Below are 16,374 nucleotides of genomic sequence, written 5' to 3'. Positions count from 1 at the left end.
CGATTTTGCATTGCTTTTTAATTTAATTTTGCATTCGTAAAATACTTAAACCCATTTATAAGAAATGAAAATAAAATATTCGGAGTTAATTGATCAGACTTTATATTTTCCGACTCAAGAATTTAATGTAGAAGAAAATAAGCTGAGGTTTCATGATATCCCATTGATGGATGTTGTTGAGAAATACGGAACACCTTTGAAAATCAATTATCTACCGAAAATTTCTCAAAATATCGAAAGGGCAAAAGCCTGGTTTAAAGAATCATTTGAGAAAAATGATTACAGAAAAAACTACCGTTATTGTTATTGTACTAAGTCTAGTCACTTTGCATTCGTTTTAGAAGAAGCGCTTAAGAATGATATCAGCATTGAGACGTCATCTGCTTTTGATATGAATATCGTGAAAAGTCTTTACGAAAAAGGTAAAGTTGATAAAAAGGTAGAGGTAATCTGTAATGGTTTTAAAACTGATGATTATCTAGATCGTATCTCAGAGCTTATTAACAATGGTTTTGAGAATATTATGCCGATTTTGGATAATTATCGCGAGTTAGATAAGTTAACAGAAAGCATAGATTCTACCTTCAATATCGGGATTAGAATTGCATCTGAGGAAGAACCAAAATTCGAGTTTTATACCTCTAGATTAGGGATTGGTTATCGTGATATTATCCCTTATTACAGCCAAAAGATAGCAGAACATCCTCATGCAAGACTTAAGATGTTACACTTTTTCATTAATACTGGTATTAAGGATACTGCTTATTATTGGAATGAGTTATACAAATGTCTTCGCGTGTATGCAAGACTTAAGAAAATTGCACCAGAGGTAGATTCATTAAATATTGGTGGTGGTTTCCCGATTAAAACGTCACTTAATTTCGATTATGATTATCAATATATGATTGATGAAATCGTATCTCAGATTAAGAAATTCTGTGAAGAAGAAGGCGTAGAAGAACCTAATATCTATACAGAATTCGGGAGTTTTACAGTAGGAGAAAGTGGTGCCACATTATATGGTATTGTATCACAAAAACGTCAGAATGATAGAGAAAAATGGAATATGATTGACTCTTCTTTCATGACCACTTTGCCAGATACATGGGCAATTTCTCGTCACTTCATCATGTTGCCACTTAACCGATGGGACGATACTTATGAGAGAGTTTTTCTTGGTGGATTAACGTGTGACTCTGACGATTATTACAACTCAGAACAACATACCAACGCAATTTATCTTCCGGTTTATAATGATACCAAACCTTTGTATATTGGTTTTTTCCATACGGGAGCTTATCAGGATACGATTAGTGGTTACGGCGGCGTGCATCATTGCCTAATTCCGCAGCCTAAACATATCTTGATCGATCAAGACGAAGAAGGAAACTTTACGTATAAGGTTTTCCAAGAGGCACAACAACCGCAAGATGTGTTGAAGCTTTTAGGATATTAATCTTAAAATATATTAGATAATAAAAAATTCCAAAGTTGTAAAGCTTTGGAATTTTTTATGTTTAAAAGTGAAATTTTATAAAACCACTTCAACAGACTTTGAGTGACAACTCGGATAATTTCTCTTTTATTATTAGCGATGTCAGACTGAGCTTGTCGAAGTCATTAGGAGATAAAGTTGATAATCAATAATTTTTTTAAATTGAAAACCAATTTTTACTTGTTTCAAAATAAATTTCTGAATAGTCAGAAATTACATAATTAGCTTTAGAATAATCTTGATTTTTAGAATGTTCGCTTTTATAAGCTACACAAAAAATATGAGCATTATGTGCCGCAAGAATTCCGTTGGTAGAATCTTCTATAACGATGCAATTTTCTTTATCTTCTCCAGATATCTTAGCCGCTAATTCAAAAATTTCGGGATGAGGTTTTGATGCTTTAAGATCTGTACCGCTAATTTTTCCCATGAAATAGGGATTCAAATTAAATTTCTCAAAAACCATATCAATCGTAACATTGCTTGCCGAAGATGCTAAAACTAGCTTAATACCATTGTCATAATAATTTTGAATTAAAGCTTTAACGCCCGGAATTAAATCAAAATCTATATCGTTATAAAAAAGATGTTTGAAACGTTCTCTCTTCTTTAATATCAACTCTTCTGAAGTTATTTTTGAAGGAAAAGTTTCTGCCAATTGGTCGCAGACACTCTGTGTTGTACGTCCTGTAAAGGTGTTGAAAAGAGCTTCGCTAACATCCATGTCGTAATGAGAAAACATCTCGAAATAGGCTTTTCTGTGCAGCGGCTCTGTGTCTACAATAACGCCGTCCATGTCAAACAATACAGCTTTTAATTCCATTGTTTAATTTTTTTTGTAAAAATAAAGTTATTTTGATAATAAGAAGACACTCATTAGTTGAGATTGCAATAGGTTTTATTTTAAAGTATTTTGCCAATGATTAGCTTAGAGAGAAATTCGCAGATAATTAATACCAAAACAAACCCAAAATAATGTTGCCATTTTGTAGGTTTTGATGCATGCCGAAAGCCATTAAGCATAATCACTACAGAATAAACTAGAAGTCCAATGCTCAAACTTGCAAATAAAGTTAATGATAATAGCTCCGTAGTTGTAAAATTAAGTTTAGTAAGGTCATTAAGATGATTTTGAATTTTAAATTCCAGGCTTTTTATATTGGGGAGATTCATCAATAGTACAATGAAGTATATCGGAATTCTGTAATAAAATGATGTGTTAAGAATATCAATCATTTGAGTTTTTGGATTAATGCTTTTTCCAAGGATAAAGAGTAGCGTACAAGGTATGATGATATTAATAATATTGGCAGTTATGGCTTGAGAATAGGTGATAAACATATAGGTGTGAGCGTCCAAAATACCATCGAAAATAGTCTTGTTGAAGTATGATATAAAAGCACCTATTACTGCTATTATAATCCCAATCATCATCATGGGTTTTGCAGAAAATTTAGAAAAAGGATTAAAGATGTATTGCCACATTTTGTACTTATATTTTGATTAGATAAAGCTAGAAAAAGTCTTCAACTTGTGAAGACTTTTTTATGATTTTGTTTTAGTTCCAAAAATCTGTGCTGTAGGTTTTATTGTTTATTTTCACACATTTTCTTGTAGAAATAGTCAATTGAATTTTGTCAATTAACCTTTCTTTATCATAGTAAAATTGAGAAATTCTATCCTTAGATTCTGTTCTTGTATCATCATTATAGGTGACCATCCAATTGTATTTGAAGTTAATATTTTGACTATCTGGTAAGACTAATACTTTGCCATTATCATATTTTACTTCAGAAAACTTCATGCTAGGAATGTCACAATTTTCTTCTTCGTTGAGGTGATTTTCTTCCGTAATTTCTGTTAAAGCTTCTATGGTTTTGTTACATTCTTCTATCCCATTAGACGTAAGGACTAATAAGGATAATGTTGAGTTACCATCAGAAAAGGTTTTTATTTTTACGGAGTTTTTTGTATTGTTTCCTTCAATTTTGGCCGAGTTACTTAATAGTGTCCATTGATAACAATCTGGACATTGTGCATTGTTTTTTTCTACTCGGAAGGTTGTAGTTTCTGACGCTTTTACAGGTTTTACTTCTATAATATTACATTGAGAAAATAATTGAATGCTAATGGTTAAAACTAAAATTTGTGTTATTTTTTTCATCATTTGTATTATGTTAAACTTGGATCACACCTAGATTAAATTTTTCTGTTATTGGTGAGTGATCTGCGGCTTCTATCCCCATGCTAATCCATTTTCTGGTATCCAGAGGATTGATAATAGCATCCGTCCAGAGGCGAGCTGCTGCATATTTTGGGTCAATTTGTTTATTGTAATCGGCAAGGATTTTATCCAGAATTTCTTTACGTTCTTCTTCTGTAATTTCTTTACCTTGCTTTTTGAGCGAAGATTCTTGGATCTGAAGCAATACCTTGCCTGCCTGGCTTCCGCCCATTACGGCTAGTTCTGCCCACGGCCATGCAACAATTAATCTTGGGTCATAGGCTTTGCCACACATTGCATAATTTCCGGCACCGTAAGAATTTCCTGTGATAATAGTGAATTTTGGTACAACGGAATTAGAAACGGCATTTACCATTTTAGCTCCATCTTTTATGATGCCACCTTGTTCTGATTTTGAGCCTACCATAAAGCCTGTAACATCTTGCAAGAAGACCAAAGGAATTTTACGTTGGTTACAGTTAGCAATAAAACGTGTTGCCTTGTCTGCTGAGTCAGAATAAATGACACCTCCAAATTGTGCTTCGCCTTTGCCACTTTTTACTAATTTTCTTTGATTGGCTACGATACCAACGCTCCAGCCATCAACTCTTGCTGTACAGCAGATGATACTTTTACCGTAATCTGCTTTATATTCTTCAAATTCTGAGTTATCAACAAGTCGTTTAATAATTTCAAATGTATCATATTGATCTGCTCTAGACGATGGCATCACCCCAAATATCTCTTCTGGATTGTCTTTTGGAGGAAAGCTTTCTATTCTGTCAAACCCAGCTTTATCGTAAGACCCAATAGATTTCATGATATTTTTTATACGATCCAAAGCATCTTTGTCATCTTTTGCTTTATAATCGGTAACACCAGAGATAGAGCAGTGCGTGGTTGCACCGCCTAGAGTTTCGTTGTCTATGGATTCTCCAATAGCAGCTTTCACGAGATAACTTCCTGCTAAGAAAATACTTCCTGTACCTTCAACAATCATGGCTTCGTCGCTCATAATTGGTAGGTAAGCACCTCCTGCAACACAACTTCCCATGATGGCAGAAATCTGTACAATACCGGCAGAACTCATCTTGGCATTATTACGGAAAATACGTCCAAACATTTCTTTATCCGGAAATATCTCATCTTGCATTGGTAAAAAAACACCTGCAGAATCTACCAAATAGATGATTGGCAATCTATTCTCCATGGCGATTTCTTGTGCTCGTAAGTTTTTCTTTCCTGTTATAGGGAACCAAGCGCCAGCTTTTACAGTGGCATCATTAGCCACTACCAAACATTGTTTACCAGACACATATCCCATAACAACGACAACGCCAGCAGATGGGCAACCACCATGTTCTTCATACATATCGAAGCCAGCAAAAGCACCAATCTCAATGCTTTCAGAATTTTTGTCCAAAAGATATTCTATGCGCTCCCTTACGGTTAACTTGCCTTGATCGTGTTGTTTTTGAAGGGCTTTTTCGCCACCACCTTTTTTAATTTGATTGTAAAGACGATTAATTTCTGAAAGTTTCAGTTTATTTTGATCTTCTCTTTTATTGAATTCTAAATCCATTGTTTTATTAGTGCTTCTTAATCTCTAAAAATACTTGTTTTTGTAGAGATACACAAAATCTGATGAGAATAATCACAATTAATAGTAGTTAACTTTTTTATAATCTAATAAGTACTTGTTTTTTTAAGAGAAAAAATTCCGAATGAAAAGTCTATTTTTACAAAAAATTAAAAATAAAAGTTGCGCTATAATTTTTAATTTTGCAATAATATATTAGCGCCATAGTTTCTTATAATGTTAAAATCACATCTTTTCCGACTTCATTTAATTGTTTTTCTTTGGGGATTTACCGCAATTTTAGGAAAACTCATTCATGCAGAAGCCAATCTTTTGGTCTTTTACAGAATGTTGTTTGCCGCTATTTTTCTATATATCTTCCTAAGATTTATTAAAAAGGAAAATTTATCAGTTAGCAGATCTATGTTGTTAAAGTTAATAGGTATAGGAAGTATCATGGCGTTACATTGGTATTTCTTTTTTGAATCTATTAAAGTATCCAATGTTTCCATAGCCTTGTCTTGCTTATCATTGTCCACTTTATTTGCTGCTGTGTTAGAGCCTTTAGTTTTCAGACGAAAAGTAGATTGGGTAGAGATTATAATAGGATTGGTTATTGTGGGTTGTATTTCTTTGATTTTTAATGCAGAACTAGATTATAAATTGGGTATTATCTATGGTGTTTTATGTGCTTTTTGTGGTACTGTATTTTCTGTTTTTAATGGTGAAATTTATGGTAAAACATCTTCTGGTAATATTATTTTTTACGAAATACTGGGAGGATGGGCAGTTTTGAGTTTGGTATTTTTGTCTACCGGACAATTATCTAATCTTCATGAAATAAGTTATCGGGATTTATCGTTAATTATACTGTTGGCGAGTTTGTTTACAGCATATCCAATGTTCGAAAGTGTTAAGTTAATGAAGTACATCTCACCATTTACGTTAATATTAACCGTAAATCTTGAACCAGTGTATGGGATTATTTTAGCTTTTTTTATCTTTGGAGCTTCGGAGCATATGAGTCCCATTTTTTATATAGCATCTTTTGTAATGATTTTGGCTATTATCGTTAATGGAATAATTAAGACGAAACGAAAAAAAACAACCGCACAACAAGAACAAATAATTGATTTGCCTTAGATTAATGAAAAAAAATATACTTTTTATACTCGTGTTTTTTAGCTGGACTTTGCAGGCGCAGATTGTGAGAAAATATTCTAATGAATTTCTTAACATCGGTGCGGGTGCTAGAGCCTTAGGTATGGGTGGCGCGGTTATGACTAATCAAACTGATGTCTATGCACCAATGTGGAATCCCGCAGGATTAACAGGTGTAGAAAGTGATTGGCAAGGTGCAGCAATGCACGCTGAGTACTTTGAGTCTATCGCCAAGTATGACTACTTGGGATATGCGAAAGCTTTGGATAACGGTAATGGAGTCTTTGGATTTTCTTTGGTACGTCTTGGTGTGGATAATATCCTTAATACCACTCAGATGATAGATTCTGAAGGTAATATTGATTATGATAAAATTTCATCATTTTCTACTGCGGATTATGCTGCAATCTTATCCTACGCTTTTCATCCCAATGGTAATCATAAGTTAGATCTAGGGGTTAATGCAAAGATGGTATATCGTAATGTTGGTAAGTTTGCTAGCGGTTATGGCTTTGGGTTTGATATCGGAGCTAATTATCGTGCAGACAACGGTTGGACTTATGGCGCGATGCTAAGAGATGCAACAACTACGGTTAACTTCTGGACAATTAATCAAAAGGAATTATCGACAGTCGTTAACGGAGAAGAATTTAACCCTGCACCAACAGACAAATTAGAAATTACAATGCCGAAACTTAATGTAGGAGCAAGTCGTAGTTTTGAGTTTAATAGAGATCTTACTCTAATCTCTGAAGCAGGTCTTAATGTAGATTTTGCAAAAACAGCCGCATTAGTTTCTACAGATTTTGCAAGTATTACACCTTATGCAGGCGCAGAATTGGCTTTTCAGGATTTGATTTTTGTGAGACTTGGTGTTAATAGATTTCAAAATATTACAGATATAGAAAGCCTGAAACGTAAAATGTCCTTCCAACCAAGTGGTGGTATTGGTATTAAATATAAAGGCTTAACCTTAGATTACGCAATTACAAATTCTGGTATTGGTGGATCTAATTTTTATTCTAATTTCTTTTCTTTAAAGCTTGATATGAGGGCATTTAGGAATTAAAATCAACTTTATTACATCTCAATTTTTCTAACATCTAATACTGCATGATTTCTGTCATGTAAAATTTATTTTGCTGTTTATAAGTCAATTAATTTGATTTAATGCCTTGAGACAAAAAAAAGTATTGCGTGAGAATTACATATTCTTAAATTTGCGCAATTATTTTAAATAAGTCTAAATAAGCATTATGAGAAAGAGAATAATCTCAGTAGGTTTTTTGGTTGCGATAATTTCGGTTAATGCACAAACAGGTAATAAATCAGTTAATGATACAATAAAAATACAACAGATTGAAGATGTCAATCTTCATAAAAGTGGTAATCCTAATAAAGCTAAAATATTGACGTCTAAGTCTAATCTTACAGCTATGGAGACGCCTCAAGCAGTTGCCATCGTTACCCACGAAATTATAGAGCAACAACAAGCAAAGCAATTGAGCGATGTTTTACAAAACGTTAACGGTGTTTACATCACATCATCTAGAGGTAACGGACAGGATAGTTTTGGTGGGCGTGGATTTATTTTAGGAAATGATAATATTTTCAAAAATGGAGTAAGAGTTAATAGTGGCGTTTTCCCAGAAGTTAGTGGTCTAGAGCGTGTTGAGGCGCTTAAAGGAGCTAATGCTATGATGTTCGGTAATACTGCTGCTGGAGGTATTATTAATATGGTTACTAAGAAACCGAGATTTAATTTTGGCGGAAGTGTAGCACTTAATGGCGGAAGTTGGAATACGTATAAGCCGACTGTCGATTTCTACGGTCCACTTTCTAAAAACGTAGCATTTCGTGTTAACGGCGCTTATGAATATGCAGAAAGTTACCGCGATGTTGTAAAGTCTGATAAGTATTATTTCAATCCTTCATTCTTATTTAATTTAGGCGAAAAATCACAATTAATCATAGAAGGTGATTATCTTAAAAATCACTCTACGCCAGACTTTGGTATTGGTACAATAACTAATAAAGATCTTAGCTACAGCTTGAATAAAAATGTTGGTAGAAACACTTTCTTCGGAACAGATTGGCAATACCAAGATGTACAACAAGCAACTACAGATGCTATTTTTAACCATCAGATTAATGACAAATGGACATTAAATGCCGTGGCATCTTATCAAAATTATACCAAAGATTACTTTTCTACAGAAAGAGTAGCTTGGATATATGACAAAGATGTTGATATTAATAGATTGTCATATAAAAGACCTTTTACTAAGACTTATAATGAGCAAAATTATACTTCGGCACAAGTTAACTTGAACGGAGAATTCAATACAGGGAAGATTAATCACAAAGTGCTGTTAGGTGCAGATGCAGATTATAACCAAGCAGATTCTTATACTTATAATGTAAAGGCGCCTAATAATATTTTATTTTTAGATGATTCTTCTACGTGGGGAAGTGTAGCAATGCCTGATGCAACAATTAATATTAAAAATAGAGCTAGAGCAAGAAGAATTGGTGCGTATGCTCAGGATTTTATTAGTCTGACTAAAGAGTTAAAAGTAATTGCAGGTCTACGTTGGTCTTATATCCAGAATATGCCAACTCTTAGCACAGCTTTTACTAAGAATACTAAAAATATTGTTAATAATTCTTCTACTTCTGATCATGCACTATCACCTAAGTTAGGATTGGTATATATGCCAAATGATAATCTATCAGTTTTTGCAACTTATACTAATTCTTTTGTTGCTAATGTGGGTTATACTTCGGATAAATTCAATACAATTAATACGACTTTACCTTCCAAAGATGTACAATCTCAACTAGATAATCTTGATAAAAAAGCATTATCGCCTACCAATGTAGATCAATATGAAGTTGGTGCTAAGAAGAGTTTTTGGAATAATGCAGTTGCTGTTAACTTATCATTATATCAGATTAATTATAATAACTATTATCAGACTTTTTTATATTTTGATCCTAAAGGCAATACAATAGCTTCGTCAGATACTAACCTAAAAGATTTTGTAGGAAAAATGAGAAGCCGCGGCGTAGAATTGGATATTACTGGTAATCCAATGCCTAATCTATCTATTATTGGTGGTGTGTCTTATAATAATGCAGTCTATCTGGATACACCTGATACAGTAGGCTATGTAGAAAATCAAAGATTAGTAAGAACACCTGCTACTACAGCTAATTTATCAGCATTCTATACATTTACAGATTTTGCAAAAGGTCTTAAAGTAGGCGCAGGGTTTTATTATATGGGAGAACGTTTTGCTGGCTGGAACGATACCAAAGCTGGTAATAACAGCTTATTAGCAAGAAAAGGAGTTAGCAGAACTTTCGAGGTTAAAGATTATACTACAGTTTCTTTCTCTCTAGGTTATGAATGGAAGAAGTTTATGATCCAAGCTAAGGTTAACAATTTGTTTGATACGATTAACTATAATATTCATGAGAATTACTCTGTTAATCCTATTGCACCAAGAAATTACTATTTTACATTAACGTATAAACTATAATTTTTTACAAATAAGATTTTTCAATAAAGAAAGTGGGAATTAATATTTCCACTTTTTTTTGTTTTTACATATCAATTTCTGTTAAAGAATATACCAATGATAATACTAAAGTAAGTTGTAAAATAAGCTTATTATTAATTTTTGGCACAGAACTTGTAATTATTATTTCGTAAAATAAATAATAAACTATTATAAATTATTGAATTATGAAAAAAATATTTATAGGTGCTGTCCTTTTAACAGCTGGTCTTTTTACAACTGCTAATGCTCAAATCCAAAAAGGTAACTGGATGGTTGGTGGTAACCTTGCAGGTGCTAATTTTGGTCTTAATAAAGGTGCAGGTTATGATTTTTCTATCCAACCAAAAGGTGCTTATTTTATCGATGATAATTTAGCAGTTGGTGGATATGTAGATCTAGGTTTTGCAGGTAAAAAAGATGCTGCCACTACCTTTACATACAATGTAGGTGCTCTAGGGCGTTATTATGTATCTCCAGGAGAGGCAGGTGTTGATAATTTATTGAAGCACGGTAGATTCTTTGTAGAAGGTAATCTAGGTGTTGGTGGTACTTCTATCTCTAAAGGAGGATCTTCTTCTAATGGTCTTAACTTTGGTTTCGGACCTGGTTATTCTTACTTCATTACGCCTAATATTGGTCTAGAAGGTTTGGTAAAATATGATGCTAATGCAGGATTTGGTAGTGGAGGCCTTAACAGCAAAATTGTTTTTGGTTTAGGTTTTCAAGTTTATTTGCCAACATCTAAAGCAAAAGATATTATCAATAACGTAAAATAATTTACTTTTTATAATAATTATACCATCTGGATTTCTGGATGGTATTTTTTTTGAATACTTTTGAAAAAATAATTTAAAATGGATGAAACATTAAGCTACATACAGCTTGTTTACAAAGTTCTCAACAGCTGGTACGTAAAGTTAGCAGAGATCACACCAAGTCTAATTGTCGGAATTTTGGTTTTTGTCTTTTTTTTGACATTTAGCAAATATCTCAGTAAAGTTTCTGTCGACATATTTCATAGAGTTTTTCCTAACAGCAGACAAGAATCCGTAACGACATTAATAGGAGTTTTTCGATTTTTGATTATGATCATGGGGACATTTATCTCTTTGGAGATAATGGGCTTTAGTGGATTTTTCATTAAATTTTTAGGAAGTCTTGGGGTTGCCGGTGTTATTGCCGGTGTCGCTTTGAAAGATTTGGTATCTAGTATATTCTCCGGAATGCTTATTGGCATAGACAAAGCCTTTAAGGTTGGAGACTATGTCACAATTGGTGGTAACTCTGGAAATGTTTTAGAGATTGGTCTTCTAACGACTAAGATTATTACGGATGATGGTAGAAAAGTATATATTCCTAATCAGGTGATTTTTAATCAGCCATTTTTTAATGTAACCGCATCACCACAACGCAGGATTATTTTAGACTTTGAAATTCCTGCTGATGAAGATATTTATAAAGCGAAGGAAAGTGCCTTCGAAGTTATAAAAAAATTAGATAATGTTGATAGATTAGATACTGCTGATGTCGTTTTCACAAGTCTTAAGCAAGGTGCGTTTACATTGCAAGTTAAATTTTGGATTAAAATTGGATCTAATATTACAACTGCAAAAAGTCAAGCACTAATGGAAATCAAAAAACAATTTGATATTGACGGTATTCATCTAGTGACGCCTACAAGCATCAGTATTGCAAATCCAGGGTCATAAAATATATTATAAAATCATAGTGCTAGATTAGTGTTGCTATTTCAAGACTAGACAATATTTCAACTAAAAAAACCGTTTCAAAAATGAAACGGTTTTTATTTTATATTAAAATTTTAGACTATGCTAAAACTTCTTTTACTTTGTTTGCAGCTTCTTCTAGAGTAATTGCAGAGTGAACGTTAAGTCCAGACTCGTCAATAATCTTTTTAGCTTCAACAGCATTAGTACCTTGTAATCTTACGATAATAGGAACTGGGATATTACCCATTGCTTTGTAAGCATCTACAACACCTTGAGCAACTCTGTCGCATCTAACGATACCACCAAAGATGTTAATCAAGATTGCTTTTACGTTAGGATCTCTCAAGATAATCCCGAAAGCAGTCTGTACTCTTGCAGCATCTGCAGTACCACCAACGTCCAAGAAGTTAGCTGGGTTACCACCAGATAATTTAATAATATCCATTGTTGCCATTGCAAGACCAGCACCGTTTACCATACAAGCAACGTTACCATCTAACTTTACAAAGTTAAGACCAGCTTCGCCAGCTTCTACATCCGTAGGATCTTCTTCTCTTGTATCTCTAAGAGCTGCAAGATCTTTGTGACGGAACAATGCGTTGTCATCCAAAGATACTTTAGCATCTACAGCGATAATTCTGTTATCAGAAGTCTTAAGAACTGGGTTGATCTCGAACAAAGATGCATCAATACCAACATAAGCGTTGTAAAGTGCAGAGATAAATTTAACAAAATCCTTAAAAGCAGCACCTTCTAACCCTAAGTTGAAAGCGATTTTTCTAGCCTGGAAACCTTGTAATCCAACCGCTGGATCTACTACTTCGTTGTGGATAAGATGAGGTGTTACTTCTGCAACGTGCTCAATATCCATACCACCTTCTGTAGAATAAACGATCATGTTTTTACCTTGTGCTCTATCCAATAATACAGAAACATAAAACTCTTTAGTTTCTGTTTCTCCAGGATAATATACATCTTCAGCAACCAATACAGAATGTACTTTTTTACCTTCAGCAGAAGTCTGAGGTGTTACCAATTGCATACCAAGAATGTTACCAGCGTTTTCTTTAAGCTTGTCCATGTTAGGAGAAAACTTAACACCTCCACCTTTACCACGACCACCAGCGTGTATTTGAGCCTTTACAACCCAAGCTTGTGCGCCTGTATCAGCAGTTAATTTTTCGGCAGCAGCTACAGCTTCATCAACATTATTAGCAACAATACCACGTTGGATTGCAACGCCGTATTTCGATAAAATCTCTTTAGATTGATATTCGTGAAGATTCATAATATTTTTATTGTTTTATTTTCTAATATTTAAGATTTACAAATTTAATAAAATTGAAGCAAGTAAAATAATTTAAGCTCAACTTTTTAAACTCCTGATTTTTTTGATCTTTAATAAAAATGAATTTTATGGATTTTCTTTGAAAGAATTAGCCATTGTTCTAAATTCTGGTAACAACTTATCTTTTAGTTTTACTGGTGACCAAGACAGAATTTGATAATAATAATCAGGTGTTTCTACAACAGTAAAAACGTAATTGATTTTTACAATTTCTTTGGTTTCCTCATCTATTAGGTCACCTTCAAAAATCTTCTCAGTGGATGGATAACCATTAATATCGCGATAGGTAACCTTAGAAATCTTCTTGTTATTGTTATCGGTGAGATTACTAATTAATGTACGTGAGTAGAAATCAACAGCTTCTTCAAGGTTAGAGAACAAAACGTCAACAGATTTCAGAGATGCTTTTTCATCTTGAATAATAATAGAATATTTTTCTAATGCCGCATTAGATAATTGTAGAGAAGCATCTGTATTAAGCGTGTAAGTTCTCAGATAATTAGAAGGATATGCAAATTGAAAGGTTTTCCCAACTTTTACTTCTTTGATCTCTTGACCAAAACTTAGATTGACCAAAATCAAACCGAAAATAAGAGTAATTTTTTTCATTATTTTGTGATTAAGAAAGTTTTGCTTTTGCAAAATACAAGATTAGCATTCCCCAACTGAGAATCATTAATAATCCTCCCAATGGCGTAATTGGTCCTAGAAACTTTAGATTAACGCCCCAATAATCTTGGAAACTTAAGAAATAAATACTGAAAGAAAATAATACAGTCCCAAAAATCATTAATAGAGAAATCCATTTTTGACTAGAAGTATCAAATTTTAAAATATAACCTACTATCAATAAAAAGAAAGCAGCATACATCTGATATCTAACGCCAGTTTCGAAGCTTTCTAATCTTTCTAAAGATAATATTTTCTTAAAAGCATGTGCGCCAAATGCACCCAAAACAACGGATAAAAGTCCGTATAATGCACCGACGATAAGGGTAATTGTTTTCATATTTTTTTATAATTAATTTTTTAGATACATATTAACGATTCTTCCTATAAGTGTGACCACACCCAAAGCTATAAAAAGCCAAGCATATTTTTTAGAAGTTGCAAAACCTGGATTGTTGGAGATTTTAAGATAAATTCCAAAAGCTGTCATAAGAATGGATAAAATAATTCCGAACATTTTTTTATTTTAAATATTTAACATCCAAAGTCCCAAATAGTTTGTCCCAAATTAATGTGTAAAAACCAAAATTAGACTGGATATGTTGATGATGAAGGTTGTGAAACTCTGCCATGCCCAAAGATTTGATTAGAAATTTGTCCATATATCTCTTTGGTAATACTTCGACATTAAGATGTCCAATAGTTCCCCAGATAAGATTGGCAGAAAGATAAATAATCACGCTTTCTGGAGGGAAATTAAAGATGTAAAGAACCAAGATGATTAAAAAACCAAATCCCAAAGCTTCGGCGGGATGGAGTACAAATAAGCTGATGGCGTTGGTAGCGTCATGCTCGTGATGTCTTTTGTGAATCAGCGGATACAACTTTTCTGAGTGTACCATGCGATGGAAAAAATACATTAAGAAATCCATAGAAACTAATAACAAAATAGACTTCAAGATAATTTCTAAGATGCCAGCATTTAAGTTGATTTGTATGATTTGGTTTCGCCAAAGAAAAACACCCAAAACAAAAATTACAACGTTACAGATTAAAGTTACAACTGACAACAAAATGTCTTTTTTGTAGATCGGCTGAGATTGGATCCTAAATTGTCTTTTAACTAAAATTTTCGATAATAAAACATAAATAATGATAGAAAATAAAAGCAAAAAACCATTCAGAATAAAACTGAAAAGCGTTATGTTTAAATAGTTATTTTGCTTTAAAAATTCTAACATTAATATTTTATTTTGCTCTCAGTTTTTCTAATTCAGAAATAACTTCGTGATGGCTCACCGTTTTGTCTTTAAAGTAAGTCACAAAATGTTGCTTCTCTTCTTCCGTCGCTTTATATTGATTAAGAATATTGAATAAGTGCATCTTCATATGACCTTTCTGGATGCCCGTTGTTACCAAAGAACGAAGCGCACCAAAGTTTTGTGCCAGTCCAGAAACTGCCAAGATGCTCATTAATTCTTGAGCAGATGGTTTCCCAAGTAATGCCAAAGAGAATTTTACCAAAGGATGAAGATTGGTTAATCCACCAACAACACCAACAGAAATCGGTAAATCTATCCAAAATCTGAAAATCCCATTATCTGTCGTGCAATGCGTTAACGAAGAATATTTTCCGTTGCGAGAAGCGTAAGCATGGGCACAAGCTTCTGTAGCGCGGAAGTCATTTCCGGTGGCAATGACAACAGCATCTACACCATTCATAATACCTTTGTTATGTGTTGTCGCTCTGTAAGGTTCAATCTCGGCGATGTTAACAGCTTGTTTAAATTTCCTAGCGAACTCTTCGTTAGAAATTCCGCTGTCGTCTTTTAGATCTTCAATTTTACAAGAAACTTCGGCTCTAACGATACAGTCTGGTGTAAAATTAGACAAGATATTCATCACAACTTGTAGAGATTCTTTTTCTTCGTTAGAGAAATTATCCTCTAAAGAAACTTCCTCTTTCAATGTTTTACCAAATTGCTCTAGACAAGAATTGATAAAGTTGGCGCCCATAGAATCTACGGTGTCAAAGCTCGCTTTAAGCTGGAAATAATTAGGCATTTCTGCGGTCTTGTCAATCAATTTGATGTCTAATATTCCGCCGCCACGATTTCTCATGTTTTTGGTAATATCTTCTGTTGCCTCCAGCAATCTTTTCTTTAATTTAAAATTAAAAAAATGTTGCAGCTTATGAGGTTCTATATTAATGATAAAGTGGGTGTGACCTAGCTTTTCGGTATTGATAATTGTGGTTTTGAAACCGCCTTTATCCAGCCAAAATTTTGCGGCTTTAGAAGCTGCCGCAACGACAGAACTTTCTTCAACCGCCATTGGTAACGCTAGTAATTTCCCATCAATTAGGAAGTTGGGGGCAATACCGTAAGGCATATAAAAGTTAGAAATCGTATTCTCCGAGAACTCTTCATGAAGCTTTTGGATGTCGGCATCATTGTTCCAATATTGTTGTAATATTTGCTCGTAGCTTCTGTCTTCGCTTAGATATTCTTTGATTAACCAGTTTATTTTCTGTTGTTTAGAGAGTTTAGAAAAACCTTCAACGGGTTGGTGATTCATGTCTTGATAAAATTTGAAATTCAAA

General features: G+C 33.4%; 16 protein-coding genes. 6 read left to right on the top strand and 10 right to left on the bottom strand.

Annotated features, from left to right (window positions below; translation table 11 throughout):
- Positions 1-64 precede the first annotated feature (64 nt).
- On the top strand, positions 65-1,456 hold the full coding sequence (locus tag ACQQ6V_RS08705) for a type III PLP-dependent enzyme domain-containing protein (RefSeq protein WP_448845139.1): 1,392 nt from the start codon (positions 65-67) through the stop codon (positions 1,454-1,456).
- Between the two features lie 196 nt (positions 1,457-1,652).
- Here ACQQ6V_RS08705 and ACQQ6V_RS08700 read toward each other — a convergent pair whose 3' ends face one another.
- The 4 genes from ACQQ6V_RS08700 to ACQQ6V_RS08685 form a co-directional block, all read right to left on the bottom strand.
- Entirely contained in the window at positions 1,653-2,318 is a 666-nt protein-coding gene (locus tag ACQQ6V_RS08700) for an HAD family hydrolase (protein WP_448845138.1), read from the bottom strand.
- A gap of 80 nt (positions 2,319-2,398) precedes the next feature.
- On the bottom strand, positions 2,399-2,980 hold the full coding sequence (locus ACQQ6V_RS08695) for a hypothetical protein (RefSeq protein ID WP_448845137.1): 582 nt from the start codon (positions 2,978-2,980) through the stop codon (positions 2,399-2,401).
- A gap of 73 nt (positions 2,981-3,053) precedes the next feature.
- Positions 3,054-3,662 carry a hypothetical protein gene (locus ACQQ6V_RS08690; protein WP_448845136.1) on the bottom strand — a complete coding sequence of 203 codons (609 nt, stop codon included), beginning with the start codon at positions 3,660-3,662 and terminating at the stop codon, positions 3,054-3,056.
- Between the two features lie 10 nt (positions 3,663-3,672).
- A complete protein-coding gene (locus ACQQ6V_RS08685; RefSeq protein WP_448845135.1) occupies positions 3,673-5,301 on the bottom strand; it encodes an acyl-CoA carboxylase subunit beta in 1,629 nt (542 codons plus the stop codon).
- A 234-nt stretch (positions 5,302-5,535) separates the two neighbouring features.
- Here ACQQ6V_RS08685 and ACQQ6V_RS08680 point away from each other — a divergent pair, with 234 nt between their 5' ends.
- From ACQQ6V_RS08680 to ACQQ6V_RS08660, 5 genes are all read left to right on the top strand, one after another.
- The gene (locus ACQQ6V_RS08680) at positions 5,536-6,441 is read left to right on the top strand and encodes a DMT family transporter (protein WP_448845134.1); all 906 of its coding nucleotides are present in this window, start codon (positions 5,536-5,538) and stop codon (positions 6,439-6,441) included.
- 4 nt (positions 6,442-6,445) lie between these two features.
- Complete coding sequence (locus ACQQ6V_RS08675) at positions 6,446-7,528, top strand: putative type IX sorting system protein PorV2 (protein ID WP_448845133.1); 1,083 nt, start codon at positions 6,446-6,448, stop codon at positions 7,526-7,528.
- Between the two features lie 187 nt (positions 7,529-7,715).
- Positions 7,716-10,004, top strand: a complete 2,289-nt coding sequence (locus tag ACQQ6V_RS08670) for a TonB-dependent siderophore receptor (protein ID WP_448845132.1) — start codon at positions 7,716-7,718, stop codon at positions 10,002-10,004.
- Between the two features lie 206 nt (positions 10,005-10,210).
- A complete protein-coding gene (locus ACQQ6V_RS08665) occupies positions 10,211-10,801 on the top strand; it encodes a hypothetical protein (RefSeq protein ID WP_448845131.1) in 591 nt (196 codons plus the stop codon).
- A 78-nt stretch (positions 10,802-10,879) separates the two neighbouring features.
- Positions 10,880-11,734 carry a mechanosensitive ion channel family protein gene (locus tag ACQQ6V_RS08660; protein ID WP_448845130.1) on the top strand — a complete coding sequence of 285 codons (855 nt, stop codon included), beginning with the start codon at positions 10,880-10,882 and terminating at the stop codon, positions 11,732-11,734.
- A 118-nt stretch (positions 11,735-11,852) separates the two neighbouring features.
- Here ACQQ6V_RS08660 and sucC read toward each other — a convergent pair whose 3' ends face one another.
- The 6 genes from sucC to ACQQ6V_RS08630 all read right to left on the bottom strand — a co-directional run bounded on the left by sucC (position 11,853) and on the right by ACQQ6V_RS08630 (position 16,349).
- Positions 11,853-13,043, bottom strand: a complete 1,191-nt coding sequence (gene sucC, locus ACQQ6V_RS08655; RefSeq protein WP_448845129.1) for an ADP-forming succinate--CoA ligase subunit beta — start codon at positions 13,041-13,043, stop codon at positions 11,853-11,855.
- A 126-nt stretch (positions 13,044-13,169) separates the two neighbouring features.
- A complete protein-coding gene (locus ACQQ6V_RS08650) occupies positions 13,170-13,712 on the bottom strand; it encodes a hypothetical protein (protein ID WP_448845128.1) in 543 nt (180 codons plus the stop codon).
- A gap of 10 nt (positions 13,713-13,722) precedes the next feature.
- Positions 13,723-14,112, bottom strand: a complete 390-nt coding sequence (locus ACQQ6V_RS08645; protein WP_448845127.1) for a DUF423 domain-containing protein — start codon at positions 14,110-14,112, stop codon at positions 13,723-13,725.
- Between the two features lie 12 nt (positions 14,113-14,124).
- Positions 14,125-14,289: a hypothetical protein gene (locus ACQQ6V_RS08640; protein ID WP_448845126.1), complete on the bottom strand. Its 165-nt coding sequence runs from the start codon at positions 14,287-14,289 to the stop codon at positions 14,125-14,127.
- 4 nt (positions 14,290-14,293) lie between these two features.
- Positions 14,294-15,013: a sterol desaturase family protein gene (locus ACQQ6V_RS08635; protein WP_448845125.1), complete on the bottom strand. Its 720-nt coding sequence runs from the start codon at positions 15,011-15,013 to the stop codon at positions 14,294-14,296.
- A 7-nt stretch (positions 15,014-15,020) separates the two neighbouring features.
- Entirely contained in the window at positions 15,021-16,349 is a 1,329-nt protein-coding gene (locus tag ACQQ6V_RS08630; RefSeq protein WP_448845124.1) for a hydroxymethylglutaryl-CoA reductase, read from the bottom strand.
- Positions 16,350-16,374 lie beyond the last annotated feature (25 nt).

The organism is Chryseobacterium electrogenes (genome assembly GCF_053553015.1).
Note: the sequence above shows the minus strand (reverse complement) of the source record. Positions and strands in the feature narration are given on the sequence as shown.

Coding starts and splice junctions, on each gene's coding strand:
- ACQQ6V_RS08705 (WP_448845139.1), top strand. CDS start 65: ATGAAAATAAAATATTCGGAGTTAATTGATCAGACTTTATATTTTCCG.
- ACQQ6V_RS08700 (WP_448845138.1), bottom strand. CDS start 2,318: ATGGAATTAAAAGCTGTATTGTTTGACATGGACGGCGTTATTGTAGAC.
- ACQQ6V_RS08695 (WP_448845137.1), bottom strand. CDS start 2,980: ATGTGGCAATACATCTTTAATCCTTTTTCTAAATTTTCTGCAAAACCC.
- ACQQ6V_RS08690 (WP_448845136.1), bottom strand. CDS start 3,662: ATGATGAAAAAAATAACACAAATTTTAGTTTTAACCATTAGCATTCAA.
- ACQQ6V_RS08685 (WP_448845135.1), bottom strand. CDS start 5,301: ATGGATTTAGAATTCAATAAAAGAGAAGATCAAAATAAACTGAAACTT.
- ACQQ6V_RS08680 (WP_448845134.1), top strand. CDS start 5,536: ATGTTAAAATCACATCTTTTCCGACTTCATTTAATTGTTTTTCTTTGG.
- ACQQ6V_RS08675 (WP_448845133.1), top strand. CDS start 6,446: ATGAAAAAAAATATACTTTTTATACTCGTGTTTTTTAGCTGGACTTTG.
- ACQQ6V_RS08670 (WP_448845132.1), top strand. CDS start 7,716: ATGAGAAAGAGAATAATCTCAGTAGGTTTTTTGGTTGCGATAATTTCG.
- ACQQ6V_RS08665 (WP_448845131.1), top strand. CDS start 10,211: ATGAAAAAAATATTTATAGGTGCTGTCCTTTTAACAGCTGGTCTTTTT.
- ACQQ6V_RS08660 (WP_448845130.1), top strand. CDS start 10,880: ATGGATGAAACATTAAGCTACATACAGCTTGTTTACAAAGTTCTCAAC.
- sucC (WP_448845129.1), bottom strand. CDS start 13,043: ATGAATCTTCACGAATATCAATCTAAAGAGATTTTATCGAAATACGGC.
- ACQQ6V_RS08650 (WP_448845128.1), bottom strand. CDS start 13,712: ATGAAAAAAATTACTCTTATTTTCGGTTTGATTTTGGTCAATCTAAGT.
- ACQQ6V_RS08645 (WP_448845127.1), bottom strand. CDS start 14,112: ATGAAAACAATTACCCTTATCGTCGGTGCATTATACGGACTTTTATCC.
- ACQQ6V_RS08640 (WP_448845126.1), bottom strand. CDS start 14,289: ATGTTCGGAATTATTTTATCCATTCTTATGACAGCTTTTGGAATTTAT.
- ACQQ6V_RS08635 (WP_448845125.1), bottom strand. CDS start 15,013: ATGTTAGAATTTTTAAAGCAAAATAACTATTTAAACATAACGCTTTTC.
- ACQQ6V_RS08630 (WP_448845124.1), bottom strand. CDS start 16,349: ATGAATCACCAACCCGTTGAAGGTTTTTCTAAACTCTCTAAACAACAG.